The organism is Chlamydiales bacterium (assembly GCA_016185065.1).
In the GTDB taxonomy this organism is placed as follows: Bacteria; Chlamydiota; Chlamydiia; order Chlamydiales; family Rhabdochlamydiaceae.
Genome location: JACPOL010000010.1, coordinates 81432 through 98390 on the forward strand (window position 1 = coordinate 81432; position 16959 = coordinate 98390).

27 protein-coding genes and 1 tRNA gene are annotated in these 16959 nt (G+C 47.3%); all 28 read left to right on the forward strand.

The features are described from left to right. On the forward strand, positions 1 to 771 hold the full coding sequence (locus HYX48_08170; protein ID MBI2743874.1) for a hypothetical protein: 771 nt from the start codon (positions 1 to 3) through the stop codon (positions 769 to 771). Between the two features lies 1 nt (position 772). Further along, entirely contained in the window at positions 773 to 1402 is a 630-nt protein-coding gene (locus tag HYX48_08175; GenBank protein ID MBI2743875.1) for a hypothetical protein, read from the forward strand. A gap of 596 nt (positions 1403 to 1998) precedes the next feature. After that, on the forward strand, positions 1999 to 2637 hold the full coding sequence (gene rplC, locus HYX48_08180; GenBank protein MBI2743876.1) for a 50S ribosomal protein L3: 639 nt from the start codon (positions 1999 to 2001) through the stop codon (positions 2635 to 2637). 21 nt (positions 2638 to 2658) lie between these two features. After that, entirely contained in the window at positions 2659 to 3348 is a 690-nt protein-coding gene (gene rplD / locus HYX48_08185; protein ID MBI2743877.1) for a 50S ribosomal protein L4, read from the forward strand. Continuing rightward, a complete protein-coding gene (rplW, locus tag HYX48_08190; GenBank protein MBI2743878.1) occupies positions 3341 to 3679 on the forward strand; it encodes a 50S ribosomal protein L23 in 339 nt (112 codons plus the stop codon). The genes rplD and rplW overlap by 8 nt, the downstream gene beginning before the upstream one ends. 18 nt (positions 3680 to 3697) lie before the next feature. Continuing rightward, positions 3698 to 4534: a 50S ribosomal protein L2 gene (gene rplB / locus HYX48_08195; GenBank protein ID MBI2743879.1), complete on the forward strand. Its 837-nt coding sequence runs from the start codon at positions 3698 to 3700 to the stop codon at positions 4532 to 4534. 8 nt (positions 4535 to 4542) lie between these two features. Further along, positions 4543 to 4866 (forward strand): 30S ribosomal protein S19, encoded by a 324-nt coding sequence (rpsS, locus tag HYX48_08200; protein ID MBI2743880.1) that lies wholly within the window; start codon positions 4543 to 4545, stop codon positions 4864 to 4866. 8 nt (positions 4867 to 4874) lie between these two features. Next, complete coding sequence (rplV, locus tag HYX48_08205) at positions 4875 to 5204, forward strand: 50S ribosomal protein L22 (protein MBI2743881.1); 330 nt, start codon at positions 4875 to 4877, stop codon at positions 5202 to 5204. A gap of 8 nt (positions 5205 to 5212) precedes the next feature. Next, entirely contained in the window at positions 5213 to 5857 is a 645-nt protein-coding gene (rpsC, locus tag HYX48_08210) for a 30S ribosomal protein S3 (GenBank protein MBI2743882.1), read from the forward strand. 6 nt (positions 5858 to 5863) lie between these two features. After that, positions 5864 to 6283, forward strand: coding sequence for a 50S ribosomal protein L16 (gene rplP / locus HYX48_08215; protein ID MBI2743883.1), 420 nt, complete (start codon positions 5864 to 5866; stop codon positions 6281 to 6283). An 8-nt stretch (positions 6284 to 6291) separates the two neighbouring features. Beyond that, a complete protein-coding gene (rpmC, locus tag HYX48_08220; GenBank protein ID MBI2743884.1) occupies positions 6292 to 6504 on the forward strand; it encodes a 50S ribosomal protein L29 in 213 nt (70 codons plus the stop codon). Next, positions 6504 to 6749, forward strand: coding sequence for a 30S ribosomal protein S17 (rpsQ, locus tag HYX48_08225; protein ID MBI2743885.1), 246 nt, complete (start codon positions 6504 to 6506; stop codon positions 6747 to 6749). The genes rpmC and rpsQ overlap by 1 nt, the downstream gene beginning before the upstream one ends. A 25-nt stretch (positions 6750 to 6774) precedes the next feature. Continuing rightward, positions 6775 to 7143 carry a 50S ribosomal protein L14 gene (rplN, locus tag HYX48_08230; GenBank protein ID MBI2743886.1) on the forward strand — a complete coding sequence of 123 codons (369 nt, stop codon included), beginning with the start codon at positions 6775 to 6777 and terminating at the stop codon, positions 7141 to 7143. Between the two features lie 12 nt (positions 7144 to 7155). Then, positions 7156 to 7494, forward strand: coding sequence for a 50S ribosomal protein L24 (gene rplX, locus HYX48_08235; GenBank protein MBI2743887.1), 339 nt, complete (start codon positions 7156 to 7158; stop codon positions 7492 to 7494). Positions 7495 to 7505: 11 nt separating this feature from the next. After that, positions 7506 to 8048, forward strand: coding sequence for a 50S ribosomal protein L5 (rplE, locus tag HYX48_08240; protein MBI2743888.1), 543 nt, complete (start codon positions 7506 to 7508; stop codon positions 8046 to 8048). Between the two features lie 11 nt (positions 8049 to 8059). After that, positions 8060 to 8452 carry a 30S ribosomal protein S8 gene (rpsH, locus tag HYX48_08245; GenBank protein MBI2743889.1) on the forward strand — a complete coding sequence of 131 codons (393 nt, stop codon included), beginning with the start codon at positions 8060 to 8062 and terminating at the stop codon, positions 8450 to 8452. A gap of 24 nt (positions 8453 to 8476) precedes the next feature. After that, positions 8477 to 9031, forward strand: coding sequence for a 50S ribosomal protein L6 (rplF, locus tag HYX48_08250; protein ID MBI2743890.1), 555 nt, complete (start codon positions 8477 to 8479; stop codon positions 9029 to 9031). Between the two features lie 16 nt (positions 9032 to 9047). Then, positions 9048 to 9422 (forward strand): 50S ribosomal protein L18, encoded by a 375-nt coding sequence (locus HYX48_08255; protein MBI2743891.1) that lies wholly within the window; start codon positions 9048 to 9050, stop codon positions 9420 to 9422. A gap of 16 nt (positions 9423 to 9438) precedes the next feature. Then, complete coding sequence (gene rpsE, locus HYX48_08260) at positions 9439 to 9942, forward strand: 30S ribosomal protein S5 (protein MBI2743892.1); 504 nt, start codon at positions 9439 to 9441, stop codon at positions 9940 to 9942. After that, positions 9939 to 10418 (forward strand): 50S ribosomal protein L15, encoded by a 480-nt coding sequence (gene rplO / locus HYX48_08265; protein MBI2743893.1) that lies wholly within the window; start codon positions 9939 to 9941, stop codon positions 10416 to 10418. Before rpsE ends, rplO begins: the two co-directional genes overlap by 4 nt. A gap of 92 nt (positions 10419 to 10510) precedes the next feature. Next, complete coding sequence (secY, locus tag HYX48_08270) at positions 10511 to 11884, forward strand: preprotein translocase subunit SecY (protein MBI2743894.1); 1374 nt, start codon at positions 10511 to 10513, stop codon at positions 11882 to 11884. Positions 11885 to 12016: 132 nt separating this feature from the next. Further along, positions 12017 to 12385 carry a 30S ribosomal protein S13 gene (gene rpsM / locus HYX48_08275; protein ID MBI2743895.1) on the forward strand — a complete coding sequence of 123 codons (369 nt, stop codon included), beginning with the start codon at positions 12017 to 12019 and terminating at the stop codon, positions 12383 to 12385. 28 nt (positions 12386 to 12413) lie between these two features. Further along, the gene (gene rpsK, locus HYX48_08280; GenBank protein ID MBI2743896.1) at positions 12414 to 12833 is read left to right on the forward strand and encodes a 30S ribosomal protein S11; all 420 of its coding nucleotides are present in this window, start codon (positions 12414 to 12416) and stop codon (positions 12831 to 12833) included. A 30-nt stretch (positions 12834 to 12863) separates the two neighbouring features. Further along, a complete protein-coding gene (locus HYX48_08285) occupies positions 12864 to 13955 on the forward strand; it encodes a DNA-directed RNA polymerase subunit alpha (GenBank protein ID MBI2743897.1) in 1092 nt (363 codons plus the stop codon). After that, positions 13952 to 14380, forward strand: coding sequence for a 50S ribosomal protein L17 (rplQ, locus tag HYX48_08290; GenBank protein MBI2743898.1), 429 nt, complete (start codon positions 13952 to 13954; stop codon positions 14378 to 14380). Before HYX48_08285 ends, rplQ begins: the two co-directional genes overlap by 4 nt. 138 nt (positions 14381 to 14518) lie before the next feature. Then, complete coding sequence (gap, locus tag HYX48_08295; GenBank protein MBI2743899.1) at positions 14519 to 15529, forward strand: type I glyceraldehyde-3-phosphate dehydrogenase; 1011 nt, start codon at positions 14519 to 14521, stop codon at positions 15527 to 15529. A 48-nt stretch (positions 15530 to 15577) separates the two neighbouring features. Beyond that, positions 15578 to 16444: a hypothetical protein gene (locus HYX48_08300; GenBank protein ID MBI2743900.1), complete on the forward strand. Its 867-nt coding sequence runs from the start codon at positions 15578 to 15580 to the stop codon at positions 16442 to 16444. 59 nt (positions 16445 to 16503) lie between these two features. Then, positions 16504 to 16586: transfer RNA gene (locus tag HYX48_08305), tRNA-Leu, on the forward strand. Positions 16587 to 16959 lie beyond the last annotated feature (373 nt).

Sequence of the window (16959 nt, forward strand, 5' to 3'; positions counted from 1 at the left end):
ATGAGCTCTCCACCAGCTGCAGCGCCGCAAGGTTTTTTTTACCACCTCCCCACCTACTTTTCTACGCTGGAAGGTGGGACAGATTTTTTTGATGGGCTTGAGATCGGCTGCAGGTATGGCAGCTATCTGCCTCTAACCACAAGTCAGCACCAGCTGCTTGGCGAGGTAAGAGCTAGCGCTGCCGATGTCTGGGGGCTGCTCGCCATCCCTGCAACACTCATAGAGGCTGTGAAGTGGGGAGGGGAGCTGGGTAGATTTATCGAAGTAGCTGGCTCAGATTGTTCAAAAATTGAAGAAGCAACCAGAGGCCTCTTCCTTCAGAGCTCAAATCTCGTCTACTCCTCCACCAAGATGCTCTCCACCTTTCAGAACAAGCGCTGGATCGATCTCAGAAGCGCAACCCCTTGGGTAGGTGGAGGTAATTGCGTCGCTTCCCTGGCAGGTGATCTCGTCGATCTCTACGACCAGATCACTCGGATTGGAGAGATTGAACAGACAAAGAGAAGAGAGGGGGTTAATCTCGCCGAGGCAGGGGAGAGAGAGTGGCTTGCGATCGTAAAGATTGTAAAAGATTGCGCCTCAATTATCCTCTCTGCAATTCTTCTCGGGGCCCTTATCTTCGATATCGTCATCGAGAGCGTAGCGCTTCTTCCGCCTCTCCTTTTGGGTCTTTCAACGATCTTCCTCGTCTCTAAACTCTACGGCTATTTTTACGAGAGAATGCTCGACGATGCCAAAAACGCAGATCCGCACCTGCTAGGCGCGGTTTAAGATGACGCTCGCGCTTTCAGCCTCTCGGCCCATCTCTTTGATCGATTCCCAGCAGCTGGAGCCAGCGCATGAGGCAGATTCTTCTGGTGCAGGCCTCTCTGATTATCTGTTCGGAAGCATCTGGATCCTTCTCCTTGTAGATTCGCTTTTTAAGCTCATCAGCTCCCTTTACAGGGTGGCAAGTGGCGAAGAAGAGGTGGGAAGAGACCTCGCATTAACAGCAACGACATTCACCTGCATCTCAGCAAACTCCTTGCATTGGGCCGATTCGGTGCGGGTAATCTCTCTGGGTGCAGTAGCCCCTTTTGCAAGAGCGGTCGGTTATGGATCTTCTGCTCTTCTCTCTCTCTTTGCGATTTCAGACGCGTTATGCGTACTTTTAAGTGAGTCAAACGAGGCGAGAGAGCAAGAAAAAATTTTAGCACTATTTGATCTAGGCAACCGCATTTCGATGTTTGCCTGGTCGATCCTCGGGATCATCTCGCTCTTTGTCGAAGAGGCTCTACTCCCTTCGCTCTCGATCGCCCTCTTTCTAAGTAGCTTTCTTTTTTTGACCGCCTCATACATCTACCGCAATCAGTTCATGAGACCTGAAAGAGAGGCTCTCCCTGTCATCCCCCAGCCCGTCTAAACTTTATATTCGCGAATGGATCTCGATAGGCCTTGTAAGTGGGCTCATCCTGCTCCTGGCTCTCATTTCTTGGCCCTTTCAGCTCGCCAAAGAGGGAGATCTGAGAGCCCATCTGGCCGAGAGAGCTAGAGCTCCAAAAATTGAAATTTCTATTAAAGGCGCCGTCGAAAGGCCTGGTCTCTATCTTTTTTCTCCGGGAATCACCGCTAAGGAGGCACTAAAAGAGGCGGGCCTTCTAAAAACTGCAGACCGGAAGCAGATCTCTTTTAAAAAGGTTCTTCTCACCTCGCAAGATCTCGAAATCCCCTATAGGAATAGTGTCAAAAAGGGCTCGGGAAAAGGAAGGGGAAGCAGAAAAATCTTGAGGGAAATAGAGCAGACTCCTTAATCTATCCCATACTTCGTGCGAAGTCTGTCTTGAATTTTTGATTGTGAGAAAATCAAGAATTTTGCTAGCCTCTTCGCTTCAGTCCAGAAGACTGTCTTTAAATCGAAGCTGGCTAGGTTCGTGGGTCCTGAAAATGGCCCAGAGAAGGCCAGGGTAGTAAGCCGAAAATTTTTCTGAATAAGGCGTAATATTCGCCTCGGGAATCTGTATGACATTGAAAATGATGGGAAAGAAGATCGGGATGACCAGACTGTTCGACGCAGAGGGAAACCTCGTCGTCTGCAGCGTGATCTCCGCAGAGCCAAACGTTATTACGCAAGTTAAGACCAAAGAGACTGATGGCTACACTGCCGTTCAGCTCGGCGCGTTTAAACAGCACAAGAAGCAGAACGTCTCCAAGCCGCAGCAGGGCCACTTTGCGAAAGCAAATGTAGAGCCGCGCAAGCGCCTCAGAGAGACGCGCCTTGAAAGCGTCGACGGATACACAGTAGGTCAAGAGATCGATGTCAACCACTTTGCAGATGTGCGCTATGTCGACATCCGCGGCGTGTCAAAAGGAAAAGGGCACCAAGGGGTGATTAAGCGCCACCACTTTGCTGGCGGTCCAGCATCGCACGGTTCTGGCTTCCACAGACATGGCGGATCCACAGGTATGCGTACCTCTCCAGGACGCTGCTTGCCAGGTCAGAAAAAATCGGGGCACATGGGCGACGAGGTCGTTACAGTCCAGAATTTAGAAGTTGTCAAAGTCGATTCTGAGAAGCAGGTTATCATCGTTAAAGGCGCAATTCCTGGCGCACGCGGCGGACTGCTTTACATCATGAAAGCAAAAAAGATCACGAAGTAGAGACGGGTAAGGAGCAAGACAGTGGCGATTCTGAAAAAATATAATCTCGCGGGAGCCGAAATCGGAAAGGTGGAAATAGCAGACGATCTGCTTGAAACCTCCGCGAACTCGCAGATGGTCAAAGACTATCTTGTGGCTATCCGCAATAACGCAAGACAGTGGTCTGCGCATACAAAGACAAGATCGGAAGTAAACCATAGCGGTAAGAAGCCCCATCCTCAAAAGGGTACCGGTCGCGCAAGACAGGGTTATCTAGGCGCTCCTCAGTACAAGGGCGGGGGCAGAGTCCACGCACCACGCGCAAAGTTTGACCAGCACGTCAGCATTAATAAGAAAGAGAGAAGAGCAGCGATCCGCCAGCTCATTCAAGAAAAAATCCTCGATAACAAGCTTCATGTCCTCCAAGTTGCTCCCCTAAAAGAGCCTAAGACAAAAACTGTCGCTCAATTTCTTGAGACTTGCAAGTTCGAAGGAAAGCGCGTTCTCTTTCTCGCAGAGGGCTTCTTAGATGCAGCTCCAAAGAATGAGAAAGCAGTAGCTCCTTCAGAAAAATACGAGCTCTTCTTAAAAAGTCTGCGCAATATTCCTAAAGTAAATATGATGCTCTTCCCCAATGTAAGTGGGTATGACATTGCCGTGAACCACGAGCTAGTCATCTTAGAGCCTGCAATGGACGAACTAATGGTTATTCTCGGAGGAAGCGATGTCTAAGAGAAGTCCTTTCGATATCATCAAGTCGCGCTACGTCACAGAGAAAGCAAAAGTTCTCGAGCAGCTTAAGACAAACTCAAGCAATGCGTGCGTAAGAAAGTGCGAAACACCAAAGTATGTCTTCCTCGTCGACAAAAAAGCGAACAAGCAAGAAATTGCTGACGCTGTCGAAGAGATCTATGCTGAGAAAAAGATCAACGTCACCAAGGTTAACACGGTCACTGTAAAGCAGAAGCCAAGACGCATTAGAGGTCGTATCGGCCATAAAGCGGGCTTTAAGAAAGCGATCGTGTCTCTAAAACCTGGCGACTCACTAGACGAAAAAGTTTAAAGGGACAAGGGAAACGCAATGACAAAGAAGTTTCGTCCAAATACACCATCGCAGCGACACCTGGTGCTCACAAGCAACGCAGAGCTGACACGCGATGGAAGAGCCTCGATTGCACCAGAGAAGACTCTCTTGATGAGAGTCACTCGCACAAGCGGTCGTAACCACCATGGTCACATCACATGTCGCCACAAGGGAAGCGCTGCACACAAAAAAGTGATCCGCCTTGTCGATTTCAGAAGAGACAAAGAGAACGTCACTGCAAAGGTTGCCTCTGTTGAATACGATCCAAACAGAAGCGCGTTTATTGCACTTCTCCACTATGCTGACGGTGAGAAGCGCTACATTATCGCTACACAGGGCATGAAAGCAGGCGACACGGTCTCTACAAGCGATGAAGCTCCTTTTGATCCAGGCTACTGCATGCGCATGAAAGCGATGCCTCTTGGTTCTGTGATTCACAACATTGAACTCTACCCAGGTAGAGGTGGTAAATTAGTTCGCTCAGCAGGACTTTCGGCTCAGCTCATGGCGAGAAGCGGCGGTTACGTCACTCTCAAAATGCCATCTGGCGAGATCCGTATGGTTAACGAAGATTGCAGAGCGACATTCGGAGTTGTTTCTAACGCAGAGAGAAATCTTCGCGTAGAAGGTAAAGCGGGTCGTATGCGCTGGAAAGGCGTTCGCCCAACTGTTCGCGGAACTGCGATGAACCCAGTTGACCACCCACACGGCGGCGGCGAAGGAAAGCATAACGGCTACCTCCCACAGACCCCATGGGCTATGTGCACAAAGGGATACCGCACCCGTTCTAAACGTAAATCGAATAAGTGGATCGTTAAAGATCGAAGGAAATAGAGGCTAGTATGGGAAGATCGCTGAGAAAAGGTCCCTTTGTAGACCACCATCTCATGGACAAAGTAGTGAAGCTCAATGCTTCTGGGGCAAAAAAACCGATTAAAACATGGTCGCGTAGATCGATGATCATCCCAGACATGATCGGGCACACTTTTGAAGTGTACAACGGACGTAAATTTATCAACGTTTTTGTATCTGAGAATATGGTGGGACACCGCCTTGGCGAATTTTCACCAACGCGTATCTTTAAAGGCCACGGATCCAAGAAAATTGCCGAAGCTGGAGCTGCAGCTGCTGCTGCTCCCGCGGCCAAACCAGCTGAAGGAAAATAACTATGCAGATGGCTCGAGCAATCACAAAATACATAAGAATCCCTCCGAGAAAAGCGCGCCTAATGGCTGACGTAATCAGAGGAATGAAGGTTGATGCTGCGACAGTTCAGCTCACACTGAGCCCGATGAAAGCGGGTAAACTTCTTAAGAAGACTCTCGATAGCGCAGTTGCTAATGCTGAAACACAACTGAATGTTCAACGCAGAGACTTATTTGTTAAAGAGGTTAGAGTAGATGCGGGACCAGTCCTAAAGCGCGCTAAGTCAAAGAGCCGCGGCGGACGTGCACCCGTAATGAAACGAACAAGTCATTTTACCATCGTCGTGGCAGCTGAATAGGAGCAATAATGGGCCAAAAGACATCGCCGATAGGCTTTAGATTAATCCGCACCAAGAAGTGGCAGTCCGTCTGGTACGCAGACAAAGGTGAGTTTGGCAAACTCTTGGGCGAAGATAACATGATCCGCAAAATTCTTATGACTAAGGCGTGCTGCGCCGGAGCTTCCGAGCTCACAATCAAGAGAATGAGCGGTAAAATTGAAGTGACGATTCATACAGCTCGCCCTGGTCTTGTAATCGGGAAAAAAGGTGCTGAGATCGATGTGCTAAAACAGGATCTCAAAAGACTTACCGGCAAAGAGATCTGGATTGAAGTAGAAGAGATTAGGCGCCCAGACCTAGATGCGAAGCTCGTAGCGGATGGAGTTGCAAAACAACTAGAGCGAAGAGTTCCTTTTAGAAGGGTAATGAAAAAAGCGATTCAAGCTGCCCTGGCAGCTGGAGCTGCCGGTGTTAAGGTCCAAGTTTCTGGACGTATCGGCGGCGCAGAGATTGCACGCACAGAGTGGTATAAAGAGGGCCGAGTACCTCTTCACACGATCAGAGCTGACATTCGCTATGCGATGGGAAGAGCTGAAACCACATACGGTTCAATCGGTGTGAAAGTATGGATTAATATTGGTGAAGAGCAAACGAAGGCGGGAGGAGGCTAGTAATATATGTCGTTGATGCCCAAGCGTACTAAGTTTCGAAAGATGCAGAAAGGCAAGCATACTGGTTTAAGTAAGGCTGGCAACTTTCTCGATTTCGGCGAATTCGGAATGCAAGCCCTCGATCGCGGCCGTTTGACTAACCATCAGATTGAAGCCTGCAGGGTTGCAATTAACCGCTACTTCAACCGAAGAGGTAGAGTCTGGATCCGCGTTTTCCCAGACAAATCAGTAACTAAGAAGCCTGCTGAAACTCGTATGGGTAAAGGAAAAGGCGCCCCCGATCATTGGGTGGCTGTCATCAGACCCGGAAGAGTTTTATTTGAAGTAGGTGGCGTACCAAAAGAGATGGCTCAGAACGCTCTCCGAAGAGCAGCCGCAAAGATAGCGATCCGCACGCGTTTTGTCGAGCGGGTAGAGAGAGTTTAAGAGGACATATGTTGCAAGTAAAAGAATTGCGCGAAAAAGGCGAAAGCGAATTAAAGACACAGCTCGAAGAGCTCTCTAGAGAGATCTATCAGATGAACTGTGAGCTAAACATCTCAAGAAAGTTGGAAAAGCCCCATCTGGTCAAGCAGAAAAGACGCGACCGAGCAAAGCTTCTCACTATCCTTCGAGAGAAGAGCTCTTCTGACAACAGGAGACCCTAATGGAAAAGATGAAACAGAAAATTCGTGAAGGTGTTGTTGTCTCCAACAAGATGGCAAAGACAGTCACAGTGCAGGTAGTGAGAACATTCCGGCATCCCACTTTTAATAAAGTGATCACACGTGGAAAGAAGTATTACGCCCATGTTGAAGATCAGAAGATTGAAGTAGGGCAGGTAGTGAGGATTGTAGAGACAAGACCGCTATCTAAGCTGAAGAGATGGAGAGTTTTGAGCGTCGTATCTTAAACACAAGTAGTCGAGTAAACGGACCATGATTCAACAAGAAACCGACCTTTGGGTAGCTGATAATACTGGAGCCAAACGCGTGCGCTGCTTTAAAGTGCTAGGCGGCTCTAAGAGACGATATGCCCACGTAGGTGATGTGATTATCTGCTCGGTCAAAGAGGCCGATCCACAAGGAAGTGTAAAAAAAGGCGAAGTCGTACGCGCTGTGATCGTTAGAACGAAGAGTTATATCCGCAGAGGTGATGGCTCGTTCTTACGCTTCTACGACAATAGCTGCGTGATTATCGACGATAAAGATAATCCACGTGGTAGCCGTATATTTGGCCCAGTTGCAAGAGAGGTGCGTGAAAGCGGTTTCGTTAAAATTACCTCACTTGCCCCAGAAGTTATCTAAGCGAGATATAAGATGAATAAATGGATTAAAAAGGACGACACAGTAGTTGTCATCGCCGGAAACGAAAGAGGGAAGACAGGAAAAGTTCTCTCTAGAAAGGCCGAGCGAGTCGTTGTGCAAGGATTGAACATCCGTAAGAAGCACGTGAAGAGAAAGAGCAAGGTGCCAACTCCAGAAATCATGGAGTTCGAGATGTCTATGCATATCTCTAACGTCAGAATCTGCGGAGAAGATGGCAAGCCTCTCAAATTGAAAGCAAGAGTGTCATCGAAAGGAAAAAAAGAACTGATTTATTTAGATGGCAGCAAAGAGGTTGTCTATCGAGAAATTAGTGGAGCTGAGCAAAAATAATGCAAAAAACACTGCCTAGAGTGCTCAAGAAGTACAGAACAGAAGCCCGCAAAGGTCTGCAAGACAAGTTTTCGTATGAGAATGCGATGCTAGTTCCAGAGCTAAAGAAGATTGTCATTAGCATGGGGATTGCAGAGGCTACGAAAGATAAGAATGCGATGCAAGACTGCCTAAAGGAGATCGCTCTCCTTTCAGGACAGAAGCCGATTGTTACCAAAGCGAAGAAGTCGATTGCTAACTTCAAACTGCGCGAAGAGCAAGCGATTGGACTTAAAGTGACGCTACGCAGAAAGCGCATGTATGAGTTTCTCGACAGATTCTGCCACATTGTATCTCCTCGTATTCCCGACTTTCGCGGCTTTCCAATTAAGTGCGACGGTCAGGGGAACTACTCTATAGGTATACAAGAGCAGATCATCTTTCCTGAGATTAACTTAGATGACGTTAAGCGTACGCAAGGGATGAATATCACCTTTGTAACAACAGCTAAAAGTGATGAGGAGTGCCTGGAGCTCTTAAAAATGCTCGGCTTTCCTTTTAAAACGGAAGAATAGGGAACTAGAACATGGCAATTAACGACCCAATAGCTGATCTTTTAACAAGAATACGAAATGCGGCGCTAGCGCGTAACCGTTTCGTAGATCTCTATCATAGCCGCGAGAAGGCTAGCATTGTAAAAGTCTTGCAGGAGCAAGGTTTTGTCGACAATTTTCTCGTCGATGAAGCTGGCGGAAGAATGCGCATCTTCTTGAAATACGGCTTTGGAAGACAGCCTGTCATTCAAGGGTTGAAGAGAGTCTCTTCGCCTGGTCTGAGACGCTATGTAGGCTATCGCAATATCCCGAGAATCTTCGGAGGATTAGGCGTGGCTATTCTCTCTACTCCAAGCGGAATTTTAGATGGTAAAAAAGCCAGAGAGCAGAAAGTTGGCGGCGAGCTACTCTGCCTGGTTTGGTAATATAAGAATTAAGGGAATTTAATCATGTCAAGACTCGGCAAATCACCTATCGCTCTTCCAAAAGGCGTAGAGATTAAGACGGAAGGTGGCAAACTTCATGTAAAGGGGCCTAAAGGCGCAACTTCCTATCCACTAGAGCGTGGAATTACAGTTAAAGTTGAAGATTCTAAGGTCTTTGTTGAGAGAGATGAGAAAGTAGAGATGCCGCGCACAACACACGGTCTCTACCGCGCACTGATCAATAACATGATCATCGGTGTAAGCACAGGCTTTGAGAAGAAACTCTCCCTGATTGGCGTAGGATATAGAGCCGCTATCGCTGGCCATATGCTCGACCTTCAGCTCGGTTTTTCTCACCCAACAAAAATTGAGATCCCGAAGAGCGTAAAAGTAGAGATCGAAAAGAGTGTTGCGATCACAATTTCAGGAATCGACAAGCATGCTGTAGGGCAATTTGCAGCAGCCGTTCGTGCGATGAAGCCCCCAGAGCCTTATAAAGGCAAAGGGATCCGTTATGAAAATGAGTACGTTCGCAAGAAAGATGGCAAAGCAGCTAAAGGCAAGACAGCCGCAGCATAAGCGTTAGGAGCAGGTCATGGAAAGTAATTTAGTACAGCGCACTGAAAAGCGCATTAAACGCGTGATGAGAATCAGAAAACACCTAAGAGGTAGTTCTGTGAAACCGCGTTTTAGCGTTTATAAGAGCAATCAGCACATTGCAGCGCAGATCATTGACGATGAGACCGGAGTCACTCTGGCTGGAATCGGAACAATGAGCAAAGAGTTTAAGCAGAAAGGCAAGCAAGTTAGAAAGTCAAAAACAACTGCGAAAGAAGTTGGAACACGCATTGCGAAGCTCGCAAAAGAGAAGAACATCGATCGCGTGGTTTTTGATAGAGGTAGATTTAAATTTCATGGGCTTATCGCAGAGCTTGCAAATGCAGCTCGCGAAGCAGGACTTCAATTTTAAGCTATAGGACAACGTGATGTCGCGCGAGAGATACCAGTTTAAGCACGCAGATGACTTCGGAACAGAGTTCGAAGAGAAAGTTCTCTATATCAACCGCTGTTCAAAGGTTGTAAAGGGTGGACGTAAGTTTAGCTTTTCAGCTCTAGTGATTATTGGGGATGGGAACGGACACATCGGCTTTGGCTTTGCTAAAGCAAACGAGGTGTCTGATGCAATCCGCAAGGGCACAGAGGCGGCGCGAAAGAATGTGATGACCTTCGAGATGGAAGGCAGAACAATTCCTCACGAAGTTGATGTGATGTGGGATGGCTCAAGAGTTCTTCTGAAGCCCGCTCGTGAAGGAACAGGCGTTGTCGCTGGATCCAAAGTTAGATCAGTTTTAGAACTTGGCGGTTTAAAAGATATCGTAGCAAAGAGCTACGGATCTAACAACCCCTTGAACCAGGTAAGAGCAACAATCAGAGCTCTGCTTAGCCTGAAGAATAGAAAAGAGTGCTTATCAATAAGAGGCCTTGTATGAACTCCCTATCTCTATCTACACTCGCAAACACCGACAGACCACGACGAAAGGTCCAGCGCGTAGGACGCGGAATGGGCTCTAGAAGAGGTAAGACAAGCTGCCGTGGTATCAAAGGAGATAAGGCACGCAGAGGTTATGCCCGCAACTTCGGAAGAGAAGGGGGCGCAAGACCTCTCTATCGTATTCTTCCATGCCGCGGCTTTCCTAATGCACGCTTTCAGTCCGATGCATTCGAGCTCGATTTTGATCTTATCAACGAACACTTCAAAGATGGCGAAGTTGTGAATTATGAGACACTCAGAGCAAAAGGACTCATTCCTCGCAGACTTGGCGGAGGCATTAGAGTACTTTCAACAGGAGAGCTCACAAAGAAGTGCTCAATTGAAGCTCACCACTTTTCCAAAGCGGCAGTCGAGAAACTCGAAAAGAAATCAGTTTCTTACAAAGTTCTCACTTTAGGAAGAGCTGCAGAGTAACGACGCTTTAGAAAGCCTTTTAGGGCCTTCAGAGGTCTCTTTTTTAAATAAGAGCTCCGCGAAGGCCAAAAAAATAATGAGAATACAGGCGCATGATTGAGGGAATAAAACGGATTCTATCTGTTTCAGAGCTTAGAGCAAAGATTTTCTTTACGCTCTTGATGCTCGTCATCTGCCGAATTGGTGCACATATTCCCGTGCCCGGAATTAATGGCGATGCAGCCGTAGACCTCTTCCGCACAGCCACTGGGGGAGGGCAGAACCTCTTCCAACTTATGGACGTCTTTTCGGGTGGTGCATTCGCCCACATGACGATCATCGCACTTGGCGTTATGCCCTACATCTCTGCTTCGATCGTGATGCAAGTTCTCACTGCGGTTCTCCCTTCTATGCAGCGAGAGATGAAAGAGAATCAAGACTCAGGTCGCAGAAAGTTGGGAAAGTGGATTCGCATTGTGACCGTCTTTTTTGCTCTTTTTCAAGCATGTCTTTTTGCTAAGTACGCCTTCCAGTTAAACCTCCAGTCTCCTGGAATTATCGTCAGCGAGCTAGCAGATGTTCAAGCTTTTGGAATCCCTTGGCTCTTCTACCTGATCGTTATGACGACAATGACTGCTGGAACCATGTTCTTAATGTGGATTGGCGAGCAGATTTCAGAAAAGGGGATTGGTAATGGCATAAGCTTAATCATCACCATCGGTATCCTCTCCTCTCTTCCGACTACAATCGGATCGATCATTAAACAGCTAAATCTTGATTCACAAGAAGCTGGACAGCTCACATTCTCTTCTCTTGTCATTTTAAGCGCCGTCTTCGTGTCGATCATTGTAGGAACGATACTTATTATCCAAGGTCAGCGAAAAATTCCTTTACAGTATGCAAGACGCGTGATTGGAAAGCATGAAGCACAAGGGGGGAATGCTTTTATCCCTCTAAAGATTAACTATGCAGGTGTTGTTCCTGTTATTTTTGCTTCCTCGCTACTCATGTTTCCGGCGACTATTGGACAGTTCGTAGGGCAGGGCACATGGCTTGGCCGCATAACAATGGCTCTTGCTCCTGGCAACTGGATCTACACAACGCTCTATGTGCTGCTAATTCTTTTCTTTACCTATTTCTGGACCTCAACGCAGTTTCATCCCGAGCAGATCGCATCGGATATGAAAAAGAATGGCGCCTTTATTCCAGGAATCAGACAAGGAAAACCTACACAAGATTTTTTAGAAGAGACGATGAACCGCATCACCTTCGCCGGTGCGATCTTCCTCGCTCTCATCGCGATTCTGCCTACGATTATTGGAAAGCTGATCGGAGTAGACGCCAATATATCATATTTTTTTGGAGGAACCTCCCTGCTGATTTTGGTGGGAGTAGTCCTGGATACAACTAAGCAAATTGAGTCTCACCTCATTATGAAGCGCTACGAAGGCTTCATGAAGAGGGGAAGAAAAAATTTATTAACTTGATTTGCAGTGGAAAAAGTGAAGAAGAAGTGCTCGGGGCTTGTCATATTTTAAAACATATGGTAAAGTCGCTACATTTCTTCAACGACTAGCAACTTAAATGCGTAAACGCTCTCTTACATAAGGAATTTGTTCATGCCTCGTGTCATTGGAATAGACATCCCTGACAAAAAACGACTAGAAGTCAGCCTGACCTACATCTACGGAGTAGGCCGTCGTCTCTCTCTTGAGATTATTAACAAGCTGAAGTTGAACCCCAACATGAAGGCTAGCCAGCTGAGCGAAGAAGATATCGCTCGCTTGAACGCCACACTTCAGTCTGAGTACGCTGTAGAGGGAGATCTGCGCCGTCAGGTACAGAATAACATTAAGCGCCTCATTTCAATTCATGCCTATAGAGGTATGAGACACCGTTTGGGTCTGCCAGTACGTGGTCAAAGGACCCGCTCAAACTCTCGCACTAGAAAGGGCAAGAGAAAGACGGTTGCAGGAAAGAAAAAATAATTTCTAGAACTCTAAAGGAGATCGAGTCTTGGCTAAGCAAGAAGTTGAAAAGGCAGTCGTTAAAAAAGCTGCGACAAAAACTAAAAAGAAAGTGGCGAGAAACGTTCCAAGTGGGATTGTCTTTGTTAAATCCACTTTTAACAACACCATCGTCTCAATCACCGACCTCGCAGGCAACGTCGTCTCTTGGGCGTCCGCTGGAAAAGTTAACTTTTCTGGTTCGCGCAAATCTTCTGCTTACGCAGCTACCGTTGCAGCTCAAGATGCAGCAAAGACCGCGATGTCTCTTGGAATGAAAGAGGTAGAAGTGAATCTAAACGGACCTGGAGCAGGAAGAGAGTCTGCTGTAAGAGGTCTGCAAAGCACAGGGCTAATCATAACTGTGATTCGCGATACAACCCCTGTGCCGCATAACGGCTGTCGAGCACGTAAAAGACGCCGAGTATAACCTTCAAATATTCACGGGAGAGCAAGTAACATGGCAGTGAAGTATGGCAAGTTTGAATTGCCAACCAAGATTAAAGTCGATGAGGAAAAAGGGAATTTTGCACGTTTTATTGCAGAACCTTTTGAGCGTGGTTACGGGCACACAGTAGGGAATGCTCTACGACGCGTTCTCTTAACTTCGATGGAGTCGCCTGCTATCGTATCCGTACGGATCGAAGGCGTGCCCCATGAGTACATGGCTGTAGAAGGTATCATCGAAGATATGACGCACATCGTGCTTAATCTTAAAGGTGCTCTTCTCAGAAAACTCCCTTCAGATGATGAGCCTCGCTCAACTGATTATAAAGTCATTTCTAAAGTCATCGATATCGGCGGAGATCTCCTCGATAAAAATGGCGGCCAGTATTCCGTTACGTTGAAAGACCTAATGGGCGGCACAGACTACGATGTCGTCAACCCTGAGCTAGTGATCTTCACAGCGACGAAGCCGATGTCTCGTAAAGTCGACCTGAAAATCGGCATGGGCAGAGGTTACGTCTCTTCAGAGCGACACGGCCTAACTGAGAAGGGCGTAGATGAGATTATCGTCGATACAGCCTTCTCTCCTGTGAGACTGGTGAACTACTTTGTAGAGAACACACGTGTAGGCCAACATACAGACTACGACCGTCTCATTCTCGAAATCACTACAGATGGCAGAATCACTCCGCTCGAAGCTCTCTCGTTTGCTACGCAGATCAGCATCATGCACATGCAGGTGTTCGAACAGCTTCAGCAGAACCCGATCAGCTTCGAACAGAAGCGCGAAGAGCTCGATTCAGATCGCGATTCTCTTCTTGCGAAACTTGCGCTACGAATCAACGAGATTGAACTCTCTGTTCGTTCGACAAACTGTCTCGCAGGAGCTAACATCGATACGATTGCAGAACTCGTCATCATGCCAGAGTCTGAGATGCTCAAATTTAGAAACTTCGGCAAGAAGTCTCTGAATGAGATCAAATCTAAGCTGGAAGAGATGGGACTAAGCCTCGGGATGGATCTCTCGAGATTCGGCATCACACGCGATAACGTAAAACAGTACATTACCGACTATCTCAACTCCAAAGTCGAGGCAGAATCATGAGACACGGAAAACATACATTTAAAATTGGCAAGACCTCTTCTCACCGCAGATGTATGCTTGCCAATATGCTCAAGTCTCTTGTAGAGCACGAGCGCATTGAAACGACAGTTACTAAAGCGAAAGAGCTGAGACGTCATGCAGATCGTCTGATCAGTTTGGCGAAGAAGAATACACTGGCTAGCCGTCGCCAAGCGATTGCTGACCTGATGATTACCTTCAACACTCTCACTCCTAAAGAAGCGAAGCAAGCTAAGGCTGGCGACACTTCGGTATATAACGCCGACCGTCAAGTTATCCAGAAGCTCTTTGGAGACCTCTCCACACGCTTTGCGACAAGAAATGGCGGTTTTACTCGCATCATTAAGAAGTCTCAGCGTGTAGGCGATAATGCACACACCTGCCTGATCGAGTATCTACCTCAATAGTTTTTTCTTTTTTCACACCTCTAGCTCCTAGAGGTGTGTCTTTCTTTTTTTTGACCTCTTTACTTTCTTCAAAAACTCGTTTATGATGGACCTTCAACTAATGAAGGTTAGGCCCTTTTTGGGAGGCTAGACGTGCCGATTAGAGTAGCGATTAACGGATTTGGAAGAATAGGACGCTTAGTCTGTCGTATTGTAAGCGAAATATACAAAGATCTAGAGATCGTTGCCGTCAATGATGTCGTCCCCGCGAATAATCTCGCCTATCTTCTTAAACACGACTCCATCCATCGCAAAGCTAACCTTACAATCAAAGCCGAAGAGGACGCTATCGTCATCAACGGTAAGAGAGTACAGGTCTTTGCAGAGAAAGATCCAGCGAAGCTTCCGTGGAAGCAGCTGGGAATAGACTATGTTGTAGAATCCACCGGCCTATTTACAGAAAAGGCCGCTGCAAGAAAGCACATTGAAGCAGGCGCAAAAAGGGTGATCATCACAGCACCCGCAAAAGGAGAGGTGCCTACGTTTGTTATGGGAGTGAACGAAGAAAAGTACAATCCCAAGACAGACTTCATTGTCTCCAATGCTTCCTGCACCACTAACTGCCTAGCCCCTCTAACGAAAGTTCTATTGCAGAACTTTGGCATTGAAGAAGGTCTCATGACTACCGTCCACTCTCTCACAGCGACACAACCCAGTGTCGATGGTCCTTCTAAAAAGGACTGGAGAGGGGGAAGAGCCGCAAGTATCAATATCATCCCCTCTTCTACCGGAGCTGCCAAAGCAGTAGCCCAGTGTCTTCCTGAAGTGAAAGGTAAGCTCACTGGAATGGCTTTTCGAATTCCCACAACAGATGTCTCGGTGGTCGACCTCACCGTCAGGTTGAGCAAAGCCACCACCTATGAGGACATATGCAACGCCCTTCAAAAGGCTGCAGATGGTCCCATGAAGGGGATCATCGAATATTGTGATGAAGAAGTGGTCTCCTCGGATTTTATCGGCAATCCCGCCTCTTGTATTTTTGACAAGGGCGCTGGGATCGCTTTGAATCCACATTTTTATAAACTAATTGCTTGGTATGACAACGAAATGGGATATGCGCACCGTGTGGCTGACCTGTGTGAATACATGGCCTCAAAGGAGAATAAATGAGCCCCATTCGCATGCCAATAACTAAACGACTCAACCCTGGAATGATCAGTGAATTTTACAAGAGAACCCATCATAGAAACCATCATCACACCGAAGGAGGGGTTTAAGCTCCTCGTCCGCAATAGTAAGGGCGGTGGACAAGAAGAGTATCACGTCGATGCGATCGAAGTCGTCTCATTCGGCCACTCCTTTTTCTTTCGTTCGCTAGAGAAGCCGAAGAGCTTCCTGGTGCCGGTGAGTGATTATGAGATCGTAGAAGTGAAAGAGACACGCGTTGCGCTGAAAAATGTGAGCATCGAACGCGCCATTAAAATTGGCGGCGGAAGAGAAGCTCCTATGCGCAGCTCTCCAAAAGAGAGAGAGCATGTTGCCGAGAAACCCGAGGCTCTACCTGCTGCCCAAGAGGGCGAGGCTGCCGAAGAGGAGAGTTCGACAGCAGCAGGCCCTGGACGCACCGATAGACGCCGTGATCGACGCCGCCACCGCAGACGTCGAGGAGATCGCCCTGATAGCGCCGAAACCGCTGAGAAAGCCGGCAATGAGGGTGAACCCAGAGAGACAGCTCAGTCAGAAGCAGCTGTTCAAGGAGGTGGTGCAAATGATGAGACGCAAGTTTCATCATCGATGTTCACTACTCTATTTCCCCCCCCTCCCACACTCATCTCAGAAACCATTAGTCGTTATAAAGAAAAAGATTTCGAGCTTTCTGAAAGAGGTCTTCTTCCCAAGCCGGTAGAAGAGGAGAAAGACGAGACAGAAAAAGATGAGCAGAAGAGAGAGAAAGAGGACGATGATGATGAGAGCTCCTCCGACTCTTCTGGCGGCGAAAGCACACATCTCAGCCGTTCTTTTATGAATGAGACCTCCTTCAATACCAGCTTCACTCCTCCATTTTCAGGTGAAGAGTATCGCTAGAACTTGAAATCATTCTGCTTTGAACGCTAAACTCTCGTCTCCCCTGGCGAGAGTTTTTAGCTCGGATGGTGAAATGGTAGACACTGGAGACTTAAAATCTCCTCCCCGCAAGGGGGTGCAGGTTCGAGTCCTGTTCCGAGCAAGCAAAAGCCTGGCGTAAGCCAGGTTTTTTTTTGCTCGGAAGCAAGCTTCTTCAAGTCAATGATTTGCATGCTTTTTTTGATTCAATCTGTTCGGCAATTGCAAAATAGTAACAAGCTATGTTAAGATCTTTGCTGTGAAAACAATAAAATCGAAAAAACCTCTTTTTGAAGTGGTCAAGGACGCGGGGATCGCCTCTGCTCCTACGGCTTTTGTTTTCCGCAACATTTCTCTCTCTTCTGTGCTGCTGATCCGCCCCACGGCGGAATAATATTTAATCTTCTCACACTTTTTTGTTTCCGTAGCCCGACTTGAAAGTCGGTTATGTAAACACTCGTTTTATAAAAAATTTTTTAAATTATTTAAGGAGAAAA

What these genes read in the sequence shown, in the direction of transcription:
- HYX48_08170 (MBI2743874.1), top strand. Translation starts at nt 1, where the DNA reads ATGAGCTCTCCACCAGCTGCAGCGCCGCAAGGTTTTTTTTACCACCTC.
- HYX48_08175 (MBI2743875.1), top strand. Translation starts at nt 773, where the DNA reads ATGACGCTCGCGCTTTCAGCCTCTCGGCCCATCTCTTTGATCGATTCC.
- rplC (MBI2743876.1), top strand. Translation starts at nt 1,999, where the DNA reads ATGACATTGAAAATGATGGGAAAGAAGATCGGGATGACCAGACTGTTC.
- rplW (MBI2743878.1), top strand. Translation starts at nt 3,341, where the DNA reads ATGTCTAAGAGAAGTCCTTTCGATATCATCAAGTCGCGCTACGTCACA.
- rplB (MBI2743879.1), top strand. Translation starts at nt 3,698, where the DNA reads ATGACAAAGAAGTTTCGTCCAAATACACCATCGCAGCGACACCTGGTG.
- rpsS (MBI2743880.1), top strand. Translation starts at nt 4,543, where the DNA reads ATGGGAAGATCGCTGAGAAAAGGTCCCTTTGTAGACCACCATCTCATG.
- rplV (MBI2743881.1), top strand. Translation starts at nt 4,875, where the DNA reads ATGGCTCGAGCAATCACAAAATACATAAGAATCCCTCCGAGAAAAGCG.
- rpsC (MBI2743882.1), top strand. Translation starts at nt 5,213, where the DNA reads ATGGGCCAAAAGACATCGCCGATAGGCTTTAGATTAATCCGCACCAAG.
- rplP (MBI2743883.1), top strand. Translation starts at nt 5,864, where the DNA reads ATGTCGTTGATGCCCAAGCGTACTAAGTTTCGAAAGATGCAGAAAGGC.
- rpmC (MBI2743884.1), top strand. Translation starts at nt 6,292, where the DNA reads ATGTTGCAAGTAAAAGAATTGCGCGAAAAAGGCGAAAGCGAATTAAAG.
- rpsQ (MBI2743885.1), top strand. Translation starts at nt 6,504, where the DNA reads ATGGAAAAGATGAAACAGAAAATTCGTGAAGGTGTTGTTGTCTCCAAC.
- rplN (MBI2743886.1), top strand. Translation starts at nt 6,775, where the DNA reads ATGATTCAACAAGAAACCGACCTTTGGGTAGCTGATAATACTGGAGCC.
- rplX (MBI2743887.1), top strand. Translation starts at nt 7,156, where the DNA reads ATGAATAAATGGATTAAAAAGGACGACACAGTAGTTGTCATCGCCGGA.
- rpsH (MBI2743889.1), top strand. Translation starts at nt 8,060, where the DNA reads ATGGCAATTAACGACCCAATAGCTGATCTTTTAACAAGAATACGAAAT.
- rplF (MBI2743890.1), top strand. Translation starts at nt 8,477, where the DNA reads ATGTCAAGACTCGGCAAATCACCTATCGCTCTTCCAAAAGGCGTAGAG.
- HYX48_08255 (MBI2743891.1), top strand. Translation starts at nt 9,048, where the DNA reads ATGGAAAGTAATTTAGTACAGCGCACTGAAAAGCGCATTAAACGCGTG.
- rpsE (MBI2743892.1), top strand. Translation starts at nt 9,439, where the DNA reads ATGTCGCGCGAGAGATACCAGTTTAAGCACGCAGATGACTTCGGAACA.
- rplO (MBI2743893.1), top strand. Translation starts at nt 9,939, where the DNA reads ATGAACTCCCTATCTCTATCTACACTCGCAAACACCGACAGACCACGA.
- secY (MBI2743894.1), top strand. Translation starts at nt 10,511, where the DNA reads ATGATTGAGGGAATAAAACGGATTCTATCTGTTTCAGAGCTTAGAGCA.
- rpsM (MBI2743895.1), top strand. Translation starts at nt 12,017, where the DNA reads ATGCCTCGTGTCATTGGAATAGACATCCCTGACAAAAAACGACTAGAA.
- HYX48_08285 (MBI2743897.1), top strand. Translation starts at nt 12,864, where the DNA reads ATGGCAGTGAAGTATGGCAAGTTTGAATTGCCAACCAAGATTAAAGTC.
- rplQ (MBI2743898.1), top strand. Translation starts at nt 13,952, where the DNA reads ATGAGACACGGAAAACATACATTTAAAATTGGCAAGACCTCTTCTCAC.